The organism is Nocardia sp. NPDC050408 (assembly GCF_044458905.1).
Lineage (GTDB): Bacteria > Actinomycetota > Actinomycetes > Mycobacteriales > Mycobacteriaceae > Nocardia.
Window position 1 is genome coordinate 86,733 of the sequence record NZ_JBITIL010000005.1, and the last position, 12,433, is coordinate 99,165.

Below are 12,433 nucleotides of genomic sequence, written 5' to 3' on the forward strand. Positions count from 1 at the left end.
GGCGGAGTTGTGACTGGAATACGCACCCGGTGCGCACTGCTCGCCGTTGTCGTTGTCATTGCCGGGGCGCTCGGGAGCGCCGTTACCGCTTGCTCGAGATCATCCGGCTCACCCAGCGGTCTCGCGCTGGTGAACGCCGATACCGGGCCTACTGGTGCGCGCATCGCGCAAGGGCTGCAGCAGGACGGCGGCGGTTACGAGTGGACCGTAGGCAAGCCGGGTGAGCTCGACGCGGATGACTACGCTGCGGTGATCACCCTGCCCGCCGATCTGACCCAATCCATGGGCACGCTGGCGAGTGCGCAGCCGAAGCGGGCCAAGGTCACGGTGGATACGCATAAGGGCGCGGACGCGGATGTGGTGAACGGCGCGGTGAATACGGTGACGCACCGAGTCGGCGCGGCCGGTGTCGACGCCGCTTTGGCCGCGGTCGCGCAGGCGCGCACCCAGATGACCTCGGTGCAGCTCACCACTCAACTGCTGAACGCCGGGGTGAGTGCCGCGGCCGCGGGCGCCGACCAGTTCAGCTCGGGTGCGGATCAGCTACTCGGCTTCCTGGCCTACGCCAAAGAAGGTTCGGCACAACTGACTTCGGCGATCGCATTGCTGAACTCGACCGTCTCGGGTGCCGCCGCACAGGCGAATCAACTTGCCTCGGCATTGGATTCGACCGGCGTCACGATCGGACAGGTGCAGCAGACTGCGAATACGGTAAACGGCGGTCTGGACCAGATCCTGCCGCTGATGCGCGCGCTTCCCTTCGCAGGCGATCCCCAGGTCGCCGATATCATCGCGAAACTCGAAGGATTGCATAATGTTTCGAGCCAGGCCGGTTCGCAGCTGACCGATCTCGGCGGTCTGGTTGGTGCTGCGGTCGATCCGAACACCGATCTCGGCACGCTCCTGCGCACGGTTGTGGACCGATTGACCGGTGCCAGTGCGCAATTAGCCGAAGGTGCGAAACTCGCCGAGGGGCTACCGCAACTGGCCGACCAGGGCGGTGCTCAATTGGTCAGCGCCATAAGCCAACTGACCGGTGGCGTCACCCAACTACAACAGATCGTGACCAACCTCAGCACCCAAACCGATAAGGCCATCGCAGCGCTGCCTCAGCGCAGCAGCACCCAGCAGTCCGCACTGGCGCTTGCGTTGACCGACCCGGTCGAGGTGGTTCGCAACTGATAGAGCCCGCGCACATCCGGCCACCTGGGTGGGGCACAGCGCGGTACGGTGTGGGTACGCCTGCTCCCGAGATGCCGCCTCGGACCGAGGTCAGTGTGCGCCAGTTCGTCAATGAGTCCGGCAGTGTTACCCGTGGTCTGCGGGAGGGAAGTCGATATATGCTCACCATCAACGGCGAGCCGTTGGCCGAAGTAACGCCCATCAGGCGCCGACGCTTCGTGCCCACCAGTCAGGCCCAGGAGATGTTCGCGAAGGCTCCGATACTCGACTACGACGAACTCCGACGCGACTTGGATGCTGTGGTCGGCGACGAACTGTCCGACGATCCGCTCGAAAAAAAGGGTCTGTGAGCCGCAATGCGAGGGGCGTACTCGACGCTGGCATAATCGCGACTCTCTCCCTTTTTCGATCCGGCCGATTTGCCGATCGAGTCCGCAATCACGGCAGTCACGCTGGGAGAGTTGTCGCGAGGGCCGTATGCAACCGATGATCCGGTCATGCGTGCGCGTCGGATCGCGGTACTGCAACACGTGGAAGCGACATTCGGCGAGGCGTTGCCCGGCTCCGCGGCCGTTGAGAGGCAACTGCTGCCCCTGGCCGAAGAGCGTGGAACCGCAAGCCGCAAGCGCTCTTTCGGGTCAGGTGGTGGTTCGGCGTTCCGGAAGGTCCAGTACCAAGCGCACACCGCCGAGCGGACTGTCGTCGAAATAGGCTCGGCCGCCGTGTAATTGGGCCTGTTGGGCGACCAGGGCGAGGCCTAGTCCGGAGCCGCCTTTGCTGGCTTGGCTGCCGCGGAAGAAGCGTTCGAAGACGTCGGTGCGTTCTTCGACGGGGATTCCTCGGCCGTTGTCGTCGACGGTTATCAGTATGTGACCGTTGGGGATTCGACGGGCCGAGACGACGGCTTCGGTGGCGCGGCCGTGTTTGACGGAGTTGGTCAAAGCGTTGTCGACCGCTAGGCGCAGCCCGGCGGGCAGGCCGCGGGTGATCAATTCGGCGTCGGTATCGATGCGGACGGTGACGCCCGGAAAGTGGCGCATGGCGTCGTGGGCGGCCTGATCGCAGAGGTCGCCGACGTCGGTGTCGACGTGATCGCGCTCGTGCGTGAGGTCGCCCGAGGCGAGACGTTCCAGTGCGGCCAAGGTGGTTTCGACGCGGCCCTGGCTGCGTTGCAGGTCAGCGAGGATTTCGGCGCGTTGGGGCTCGTCCAGGTCCAGGGTGCGCAGCACCTCGAGGTCGGTGCGCATGGCGGTGAGCGGGGTGCGCAGTTCGTGGGCTGAGACGGCCGCGAAATCGCGTGCGGTCTCCAGTGCGGCGGCGGTTTCGGTCTGTGCTTGATCAACCCGTTGCAGCAGGGTGTTCACTGCTTCGGCGAGTTTTTCCGCCTCCCGGACTCCGGAACCGTCGACCGGTGGCTGTGGATTGTCCGGATCGCGGTAGCCGCTGCGTGTGCCGACCTGTCGGGTGAGATCGACGATCGGGCGCACTGCGCGGCCTGCGAGCAGCCAGCCGAGTCCGGCGGCGGTGGCGATCGCCAGTCCGGCTCCCGCGAGCACCCAGCGCTGTTGCTCGGCGGTTGTGCGTGCCGCCGCTGTGGACGGAATACCAAGGGAAACAACGCGTCCCGCAGGTTGGTTCGCGGTGGTGGTGAGTACACGGAACGGGGTGCCGTTCACGGTTACGGTATGCGATCCGATCGGCTGTTCGGGCAGGCGAATGGGTGTGCTGGCCACGATCGTGTTGTTGTCGCGGACCGTCACCGCCATGTCGTAGTTCGGACCGACCAGTCCGAGCACGCCGACGGCCAAGACCGAGTCGATGAGCACCAATCGCGACGCGATGGTCAATTGCTGGTCGGTCTGGGCCAGGTTATTGCGCTCGATGGCCCGGGATGAGATCACGCCGATGATCGTGACGATGATGATTGCGCCGACCGCGGCCGCACCGGCCACCCGGGTGCGCAGGGAGAACGTGCGCCGCCGTCGTTTCCCGGGGAGCTGCGACGTCATTGCCAACTCACTTGGGCGCTCGCAGCACGAATCCGACGCCGCGGACCGTGTGCAGCAGCCGTGGCGTGCCTTCGACCTCCAGCTTGCGCCGCAGGTATCCGACGAAGACATCGACCACATTGGTGTCGGCGGCGAAGTCATAGCCCCACACCAATTCCAGTAACCGCTCCCGGCTCAGCACCACGCCCGCATTGTGGGCCAGGGTGGACAGCAGCTCGAATTCGCGCTTGGTGAGCTCGATTTCGCGGCCGTTGAGCAATGCGCGGTATCCGGCGACGTCGACCTCGAGCGGACCGACCGCGATCGCGCCCGGTGTGGCGGGGGCCGGAACGTCCGAGCGGCGGCGCAGCAGCGCCTTGATCCGCGCCACCAACTCGGCGAGCACGAACGGCTTGGTCAGATAGTCGTCGGCGCCGGACTCCAACCCGGAGATTCGGTCGTCGACGGAGGCGCGGGCGCTGAGCACACAGATCGGGACTTCATTGCCCAAGGCCCGAAGTGCCGTCACCACGCCCGCGCCGTCGAGCACCGGCATATTCATATCGAGTACCACTGCGTCGGGCGCCTGCTCGGTCACGCTGCGCAGTGCCTCGGCGCCGTCGCGAGCGACCCGCACCTGGAAGCCGGACAGGCGCAGCCCGCGCTCGACCGATGCGAGCACGTCCTCGTCATCGTCGACGACAAGGACGGTCGGCTTCGCGCTCCGCTCGGTCACATCACTCATTGTGCAGGCACGTATCGCTCGAGTCGGTCAGCAAGCCGGGTGTGCCGTCAGTAGCTGTGGCAGGTTTCGGCCACGGTGCGGATGGTCTCGGCCAGGCTGGCGGAACGTGGGTCGTTTTCGGCGTCCTGCGCTGCGCCCGGGTTCTCGTTGATGGTGGCCTGGAGTTCCGCGCGACGCTGTTCGACCGGCTGGTCGAACTTGCGCTGCAGTTCGGCCTTCTGGGTCGGGTTCGCGTCGAGCATGGCCGCCAGCTGCGGGGCCTTGGCGTGCAGCGCCGCGTCGACCTGGGCGAAGGAGCAGTCGGAGTTCAGCAGCGGCCCGGCCAGTGTCATCGGATCCGCGGCCGCGATGGCCGGGGAGAGCAACACGGCCACACTGGCCATGCCACCCGCGGCGAGAGCGGCGACGGCCGGGCGACTGCGGTAGAGCTTCATGGTGCGTGCCTCCAGAATTTCGAGGGGTGTTGCTTCGAGGGGTGCTGTGGATACAGCGCCCTAGACGCTATTGCCCCGCACTGGCACATGTGTGAACTATCCCTGAGGATTCCCTAAGGGGTGAAACGAAATGCGATCGCAAAGTATCAGGGCACGATCGGATCGCCGTTGGGCGCAACGACTTCCGGACCGGGCCCCTGCGGTCGGCTGGCCCGGATCTGTACCTCCAGCGCGGCGAGCACCGAGGGATCTTCGATGGTGGACGGTACGTCGTAGGTATCGCCCGCGGTGATCTGCCGGATCGTCTTGCGCAGGATCTTGCCCGATCTGGTTTTGGGCAGTGCGGTGACGACGACGGCGTCGTGCAGTGTGGCGATCGCGCCGATCTGCTCGCGCACCCGGGCGATCAGTTCGTCGCGCAGGCGTTCCGGATCGATCTCGACGCCGGACTTGAGCACTACATAAGCGATCGGCCGTTGGCCCTTGAGTTCGTCGGGAAGGCCGATCACCGCGCATTCGGCCACGGCTTCGTGTCCGGCGATCGCGGCCTCGATGCTGCCCGCCGACAACCGGTGCCCGGCCATATTGATCACATCGTCGCTGCGGCCGAGCACGTAGAGGTACCCGTCGTCATCGAAATATCCGGAGTCACCCGTGAGGTAGTGGCCGGGAAACGCCGACATGTAGGAGCGTTGGAAACGATCTTCGTCGCGCCATAGCCCGGTTAGCGTGCCCGGCGGTAGTGGCAGGCCGATGACGATATTGCCCTCGGTGCCCGGTGCGACCGGATTGCCCTCGGCATCGAGGACCCGCAGCCGGTAGCCGGGCACCGGCACCGACGCCGAACCCGCCTTGATCGGAAGTTCTTGCAGGCCGAGCAGATTCGCGCAGATCGGCCAGCCGGTCTCGGTCTGCCACCAGTGGTCGACCACCGGGCAGTCGGGCCGATCGGCCAGCAGCGTTTCGCTGGCCCATTCGTAGGTGGCCGGATCCAGGCGCTCACCGGCGCAGAACAGTGCGCGCAGCGAGGACAGGTCGTAGCGGTGGGCGAGTGCGGCATCCGGATCAGCCTTGCGGATGGCGCGCAGCGCGGTCGGCGCGGTGAACAGCACACGCACGTTGTGTTCGGCGACCACGCGCCAGAACGCGCCCGCATCCGGCGTCCCGACCGGTTTGCCTTCGTAGAGCAGGGTTGTCGCGCCGACGAGCAGCGGCGCGTAGACGATGTACGAATGCCCGACGACCCAGCCGACATCCGAGGCGGCCCACATCACCTGGCCCGGCCCGACGTTGTAGATATTGCGCATGGACCAGGCCAGAGCGACCGCATGTCCGCCGTTGTCGCGAACCACGCCCTTGGGCTTTCCAGTGGTGCCGGAGGTGTAGAGGATGTAGAGCGGATCAGTCGCGGCGACCGGAACCGGATCGGCGGGTTGGGCATCGCGGACGGCGTCTTCCCAATCCAGCCATTGCACTGCGACGGTTTGTGTGGAACTCGGTAGTGATTCGGTGGCGGGCTGCGGCGTGGAGAAGTGGATAGTCGGAAATTCCGGCCGCTGCTTGACGATCACGTGACGCGGCGCGCTCGTCTCGGCGAGGTCCAGGGCCTGCAACACGATCGGCGGGTAGTCGATCGTCCGGCCCGGCTCCAAGCCGCCCGAGGCAGTGATTATCAACACAGGTTCGGCATCGTCGATGCGGGCGGCGAGTTCGGGTGCGGCGAAGCCGCCGAAGACCACCGAATGCACCGCGCCGATGCGGGCGCAGGCCAGCATCGCGATCACCGCCTCCGGGATCATCGGCAGGTAGATGACCACTCGGTCACCCGTGTCGACCCCCAAACGCACCATCGCACCGGCGAACTCGGCAACCTTCGCGAGTAGTTCGGCGTAGGTGAAAACACCTCTGGCGCCGGTCATAGCGGAGTCGTATATTAGGGCGGGCTGATCGGCTCGGCCCGCCTCCTCCGAAGTGTCGCCGTGCACATGCCGGTCGAGGGCGTTGAAGGAGGTATTGAGGCGAGCGTCCGGAAACCACCTGGCCATCGAGCGAGTCGTGGTGTCGACGATGTGGGTCGGCGGGGTCACCCAATCGATCGTCTCGGCCGCCTCGGCCCAGAACTCAGCGGGATCGACCAAGCTGGTCTGATAGACCGGCCGGTAGGCGCGGTTCTCACGCCCGCCCGTCGCCCGACCACCGCCCCCCGCGGAATCACTGCGCGATGCTGTACCCAAACTTGTGACTCCCTAGCCTCGCTTCGATGCCCGCCTCGATAGATCAGCACGATTGTGGCAGACTTCACGCGACGCCCGGGTGGGTGCCGCGACCTTTGGTTTTGCCGATTACCGGCAGGTCAAAGCCCGTAGCTACACTCAACGTCACCCAAGCTGTTATTGATCCGTTAGAATCTGATGTCACTTATTTGGGCCGTCGTAGACGCAATTTCTCGGCCAGCCGCAGTTCCTCGGCCAGCTCTGCCTGTCGAGCCAGCATGCGATTGTCTAGGTTCGCTGATGGCACGTGGTTGGGGCCAGTTTGGAAAGTGAGTGGGAGATGCGTGACGCCGCAAGGTCCGGCAGCAAACGCTGGGCGCTCGGCAACTGGGACCTGCGCTGGAAGGTTACGGCGGTCCTGGCCGTTCCGCTGGCAGTCGCGGTTGGCCTCGGCGTGTCCAGGATTACCACCGAGTTCGCCGACGCGAACCGACTGGACGCTGCCGCGAAGAACATCGAGACGATCCCTGCCGTCACCGCGCTGAGCGCGCAGACGGCGACGACCGCCGCTTCGCAGATGATTTCGATCATGCCGAACGTGTCGATCGTGTCGGACAAGAACCTGGCCGACCTCGACAAGGTCATCGCCGATGCCGAACAGTCGGGCGGCAAGCTCGACGGTGTCGCCGGTGCGCGCGCGTCGCTGGACAGCATGATCACCCAGGCCAAGGCCGTTCGTGCCCAGGGCAAGAACGTCACGACGCAGACACCGGCCGAAGTCATCGGGCTGATCGACCAGGTCCGCAACGACAGTGTGCACATCGTCGAGACGACGGTCGGCCAGGTCAGCGACCAGGCCATCGAACAGTCGAAGCTGCGGCTGGTCGACTCGCTGAACACCCGTGCCGCACTGGTCGGTGAGGTTGCCGCATTCCCCGAGGTGCTGCGCGGTTCGGCGGCGGGCGTGCAGAACGCGATCACCGCGGCCAATACCGAGCGGGCGATGCTCAACGTGCTCGCCCACCGCTTTTCCGACGGCGACACCTCGATCGCCGATCTGCGGGCCGGTATCGATAACCGGATCTCGCTGCTGACCAGCCCGGAGGCGCAGTCCGGCAAGATCCCGGTCGGTGATCTGAAGAACTCGCTCACCGGCAGCCTGGACGTCTACGAGCGCGTGGTCAACAAGTCCACCAAGGACATCGACTCGGCGATGAGCTCGCTGGTGTCCAACGCCAATACCGGGGCGTGGACCTACACCGCGGTCGTCATCGCGACCATTCTCGCCGCGCTGTTGCTCGCGGTATTCGTCGCGCGCTCGATGATCGTGCCGCTGCACCGGCTGCGTCTGGCCGCGCTGCGCGTGGCCGAGAGCGATCTGCCGCACGAGGTCGCCCAGCTGCGTAACGGCGCGTCCCCTGAGGATGTGCCGCTGGAGCCGATGCCGATCCGCAGCCACGAGGAAATCGGTCAGCTGGCCCGCGCCGTCGACGATATCCACGGCCAGGCGCTGCGTTTGGCCAGTGACCAGGCGCAGATGCGTGCTCAGGTCAACGACATGTTCGAAACCCTGGCCCGGCGCTCCAAGTCGCTCGTCGACCATCAGCTCAGTTTGATCGAGGCGATGGAGTACGACGAGAAGGATCCGCGCCTGCTGGAAAACCTGTTCCGGCTGGACCATCTCGCGGCTCGTATGCGCCGTAACGGTGACAACTTGCTGATCCTCGCCGGTACCCGGCAGCGGCGCAGCAAGTCCGCGCCGGTCGAGATCGCGGACGTGCTGCGTGCGGCGATCTCCGAGGTCGAGGACTACGAGCGCGTGAAGCTCGGTGCGACACCGCGTGGTTCGCTGGTCGAGCCCGCCGCCTCGGATATGGCGCACCTGTTCGCCGAGCTATTGGACAACGCGCTACGCGCGTCGCCGCCGGAGACCGACGTGAAGTTCACCTTCGCGCAGGGACACGACCAGGGCATGCTCATCGAGGTCGCGGACCGCGGCATCGGTATGCCGCCCAGTGAAATGGCCGATATCAACCGGCGGCTCGAGCAGACCGCCGAGCCGGGGCCGGATACCGCGCGGCACATGGGTCTTTTCGTGGTCGGCCGATTGGCCGAGCGACACGGACTCACCGTGCGTCTGCGCCCGACCTTCGACACCGCGCGGGATCCCGGCGTCACGGTCACCGTGCACGTTCCGATGAGTCTGATCGTGCTCGGCCAAGGCCAGACCACCGCGATGCCGCAGGCGACACCGCAGGTCGCCGCGGCCAGTCCGCAGCGACCGTCCGCCGCGGCGTCGATGCAGACGCGCGCGATCACCAGGACGCCGGGTGGCAATGTCGTTGTCACCGTCGATCCCGGTGTGAGCGGGCCGATTCCGATCAGCAGTCCGGCACCGGCCGCGAGCAGTGGTCCGATTCCGACGGCGGGCGGGCTGCCGCAGCGTTCGCCCGGCTCCACCATGTCCTCGGGAGCCTCGGGGCTGCGTCAGGACCAGGCACCATCGAATCCGGCCCTGCGCCCATCGGGCGGACAGGCGCCGAGCGCTCCGCAGCGTGGCAAGCTCGCCGCGGCGAATCTGCCAAGGCGCAGTGTCACGCCGGGCGGTCCGCCGCCGAACCGGCCGGGCGCCGAGCCGACGGTTTCCGGTGGTGGTCTGCCACCGCGGAATCTGAACTCCGGTGGGCTGCCGCAGCGTCAGCCGGGCACGAATGGTGTGCCGCAGCCCGAGGGCGGTCAGCCCAGTGGCGGACTGCCGCAGCGTCAGCCGGGTACCAGTGGGGCGCCGCAGCGTGCTTCGGGGCTGAATGGTCTGCCGCAGCGCGAACCGGGTGCCGGTGGTGTGCCGCAGCGCGATACCGGTTCGAGCCTGCCGCAGCGTGCTGCCTCGGGTGGGTTGCCGCAGCGTGAGGCTGGTTCGAGCGGTCTGCCGCAGCGGGATTCGGCTGCCGGCGGACTCCCGCAGCGGGATTCGGCCGCCGGCGGATTGCCGCAGCGAGAGCCGGGTGCGACCGGTCTGCCGCAGCGCCAGTCGCCCGCGAGTGGCTTGCCGCAGCGGGAAACGTCGAATGGTTTGCCGCAGCGGGAAGCCACCGGGGGTCTGCCGCAGCGTGAGAGCACGGGCGGTCTGCCGCAGCGTGAGAGCACGGGCGGTTTGCCGCAGCGTGAGGGCACTGGTGGTCTGCCGAAGCGCGATCCGTTGCGTGATCCGTTGAGCAGTTTGCCGCAGCGGGATACCACGGGTGGTCTGTCGCAGCGTGAGAGCTCTGGTGGTCGGCCGCAGCGTGAGAGCTCTGGTGGGTTGCCGCAGCGTGAGGGCACTGGTGGTCTGCCGAAGCGCGATCCGTTGCGTGATCCGTTGAGCAGTTTGCCGCAGCGTGAGAGCTCTGGCGGTTTGCCGCAACGCGAAAGCACTGGTGGCTTGCCGCAGCGGGAGAGCGCCGGCGGTCGGCCGCAACGCGAGTCGGCATCGAATGGCCTGCCGCAGCGGGAGTCCGGTCTGACCGGTATCCCGCCGCGGGACACCGGTTCGGGTTTGCCGCAGCGGGATTCCGCTTCCGGTGGTCTGCCGCAGCGTGATGCTCTGGGTGGTTTGCCGCAGCGTGAGAGCACGGGTGGTCTGCCGCAGCGGGAGAGCACCGGTGGTTTGCCGCAGCGTGATGCTCTGGGTGGTCTACCGCAGCGTGAGTCCGGTGCCAACGGCCTGCCGCAGCGTCAGTCGCCCGGGAACGGTTTGCCGCAGCGTGAGACCCCGAACGGCCTGCCGCAGCGTCAGTCGGGTGCGCATACGGCGAGCGGGCTACCCCAGCGTGATGGTCTGCTGCCGTCCCGCGATAGTCTCCCGCAGCGGGAGACGGGTCCGACCGGTCTGCCCCAGCGCGATCCGGGAGCGACGGTACTGCCGCGCAAGGAAGTTCCGCCGGGTGTCGGTCTGCCGCGACGCGATCGCGGTGCGGCCCAGCCCGCGGCCAGCGGCGAGACCCCCGCGGTTTCCGAGGGCGGGGCGACGACCACACCGCGCGATCCGGGACGGCACAGCTTCAAGCCCGATCCGGAGAAGGCGGCATCGTTCTTCCAGACCAGGTTGCAGCCCGCGGTCGACTCCGATTCGGTCATGGGCGGGACACCGATCTTCGCCGAAATGATGTCGGCGTGGCTCTCGGATCCGAACTCGGACCGGTCCCAGGTGGCGGCCTCCTTCGAATCACCGGGCGACGAAGGCTGGCAGGCGGCTCGCCGCGCCAGCGAGGCCCAGGCCGAAACAAAGACGGCCGCCGGGTTGCCCCAACGCAATCCGGGCGGGAGGCTGGTCCCCGGCGGTGTCACCGGCAACGCCGATCGCACGCCACGTCGCGATCCAGAAACGATCAGGTCCAGCTTGAGTCGTCACCAGCAGGGCGTCCGGGATGGCCGCGCAATGAAGGCAATGAACCTAACCGGAGATAAAGGAGACCGATGAACCCCGATCTAGGTGGTACGAATCGTCAGCTGGATTGGCTGGTTTCGAACTTCGCCAACGAGGTTCCTGGCGTAGCTCATGCCGTCCTGGTCTCGGCTGACGGCCTACTCATGGCGGCGAGCGCGCAGCTGCCGGTGGACCGTGCCGAACAGCTCTCGGCTGTCACCGCCGGACTGGCCAGCCTCTCGGTAGGCGTCTCGAATCTATTCGAAGGCGGCACCGTGCTGCAGTCGGTAGTCGAGATGGAGCACGGCTACCTGCTACTCATGGCAGTCGGCGACGGCTCGTATCTCGCGGTGCTGACCAATACTTCCTGCGATATCGGCCAGGTGGGCTACGAAATGGCTCTGTTGGTCGAGCGTGTTGGCCAGACGGTGCAGGCCACGCCACGCGTCACGATGGGTTCCTGATGGTGGGATGGACATAGACGATCACCGCATGGGGAGCGCCGAGCCGAGTCTCGTTCGCCCATACTCCTTGACTGCGGGCCGTACCAGGCCCGCGGTCGAGTTGGCGTTGGAGGCACTTGTCGCATCGCATCCGGTCGCCCTGGAGCGGCAGTTCGAACTGACCAACATCGAGACGTCCATCGTGGAGTTGTGCAGAGAATCGCCGTCCGTTGCTGAAGTAGCGGCGCGTTTGGGTATCCCCATCGGGGTGGCCCGCGTGCTCGTGGCCGACCTCATCGAGGCCGGGCATGTGCGAGTTTCGGCGACTTTGAAAGACGATTCCAGCGACGATGAACGTCGCGAGCTGATCGAAAGGGTTCTCAGTGGACTCCGGCGTATTTGATTCGACGGCACAGGTCGATACCCGCACCAGTAAACCGACTTCGGCGAAGATCGTGGTCGCTGGCGGCTTCGGTGTCGGTAAGACCACGTTGGTGGGTGCCGTCTCGGAGATTGTTCCGCTGCGCACCGAGGCATTGGTGACCAATGCCAGTACCGGAATCGACAATCTGACCGGTATTCCGATGAAGTCGACCACCACGGTGGCGATGGACTTCGGCCGGATCAGCCTCGCCGACGATCTGGTGCTTTACCTGTTCGGGACGCCGGGCCAGTACCGCTTCTGGTTCATGTGGGACGACCTGATCCGCGGCGCCATCGGCGCCGTGGTGCTGGTCGACACCCGCAGGCTCGAGGACAGCTTCGCGGCCGTCGACTACTTCGAAGCGCGCAATCTACCGTTCCTGGTTGCGCTCAACGAATTCGACGACGCGCCGCGGTATCCGATCGAGGACATTCGGCAGGCCCTCGCGGTGCCTGCGGATGTGCCGATCCTGTCCATCGATGCCCGCCGTCGCGAGCCGGCCAAGCAGGCGTTGGTCTCGCTCACCGAGTACGCCCTACGCAAAGTCATGCAGGGCTACTGAGCGTTCGCGCTTGACGCGTCGGCACCGAATCGAGTGG

Annotated in this window: 10 protein-coding genes; 6 read left to right on the forward strand and 4 right to left on the reverse strand. The window is 66.4% G+C overall.

Features of this window, described 5'->3' with window-relative positions:
• The first annotated feature begins 129 nt into the window (after positions 1 to 129).
• Positions 130 to 1,182: a hypothetical protein gene (locus tag ACIBJI_RS17015; protein WP_397084800.1), complete on the forward strand. Its 1,053-nt coding sequence runs from the start codon at positions 130 to 132 to the stop codon at positions 1,180 to 1,182.
• A 158-nt stretch (positions 1,183 to 1,340) separates the two neighbouring features.
• Positions 1,341 to 1,532, forward strand: coding sequence for a hypothetical protein (locus tag ACIBJI_RS17020; RefSeq protein ID WP_397084802.1), 192 nt, complete (start codon positions 1,341 to 1,343; stop codon positions 1,530 to 1,532).
• A gap of 288 nt (positions 1,533 to 1,820) precedes the next feature.
• On the opposite strand, the gene ACIBJI_RS17025 is transcribed toward ACIBJI_RS17020, so the two are convergent.
• From ACIBJI_RS17025 to ACIBJI_RS17040, 4 genes are all read right to left on the reverse strand, one after another.
• On the reverse strand, positions 1,821 to 3,191 hold the full coding sequence (locus tag ACIBJI_RS17025) for a HAMP domain-containing sensor histidine kinase (RefSeq protein ID WP_364347161.1): 1,371 nt from the start codon (positions 3,189 to 3,191) through the stop codon (positions 1,821 to 1,823).
• A gap of 7 nt (positions 3,192 to 3,198) precedes the next feature.
• Positions 3,199 to 3,906 carry a response regulator transcription factor gene (locus ACIBJI_RS17030; RefSeq protein ID WP_397084804.1) on the reverse strand — a complete coding sequence of 236 codons (708 nt, stop codon included), beginning with the start codon at positions 3,904 to 3,906 and terminating at the stop codon, positions 3,199 to 3,201.
• 56 nt (positions 3,907 to 3,962) lie between these two features.
• Entirely contained in the window at positions 3,963 to 4,349 is a 387-nt protein-coding gene (locus tag ACIBJI_RS17035) for a hemophore-related protein (protein WP_364347165.1), read from the reverse strand.
• 146 nt (positions 4,350 to 4,495) lie between these two features.
• Positions 4,496 to 6,583 carry an AMP-binding protein gene (locus tag ACIBJI_RS17040; protein ID WP_364347167.1) on the reverse strand — a complete coding sequence of 696 codons (2,088 nt, stop codon included), beginning with the start codon at positions 6,581 to 6,583 and terminating at the stop codon, positions 4,496 to 4,498.
• 319 nt (positions 6,584 to 6,902) lie between these two features.
• Between ACIBJI_RS17040 and ACIBJI_RS17045 the strand changes: the two genes are divergently transcribed.
• From ACIBJI_RS17045 to ACIBJI_RS17060, 4 genes are read left to right on the forward strand one after another with little or no spacing between them, the layout of a single operon-like run.
• Positions 6,903 to 11,021 (forward strand): ATP-binding protein, encoded by a 4,119-nt coding sequence (locus ACIBJI_RS17045; protein ID WP_397084806.1) that lies wholly within the window; start codon positions 6,903 to 6,905, stop codon positions 11,019 to 11,021.
• Positions 11,018 to 11,431 (forward strand): roadblock/LC7 domain-containing protein, encoded by a 414-nt coding sequence (locus ACIBJI_RS17050; protein WP_011207200.1) that lies wholly within the window; start codon positions 11,018 to 11,020, stop codon positions 11,429 to 11,431. Before ACIBJI_RS17045 ends, ACIBJI_RS17050 begins: the two co-directional genes overlap by 4 nt.
• Positions 11,432 to 11,438: 7 nt before the next feature.
• The gene (locus ACIBJI_RS17055) at positions 11,439 to 11,813 is read left to right on the forward strand and encodes a DUF742 domain-containing protein (RefSeq protein ID WP_040686485.1); all 375 of its coding nucleotides are present in this window, start codon (positions 11,439 to 11,441) and stop codon (positions 11,811 to 11,813) included.
• Positions 11,794 to 12,396, forward strand: a complete 603-nt coding sequence (locus tag ACIBJI_RS17060) for an ATP/GTP-binding protein (protein WP_174414979.1) — start codon at positions 11,794 to 11,796, stop codon at positions 12,394 to 12,396. The genes ACIBJI_RS17055 and ACIBJI_RS17060 overlap by 20 nt, the downstream gene beginning before the upstream one ends.
• Positions 12,397 to 12,433: the final 37 nt, after the last annotated feature.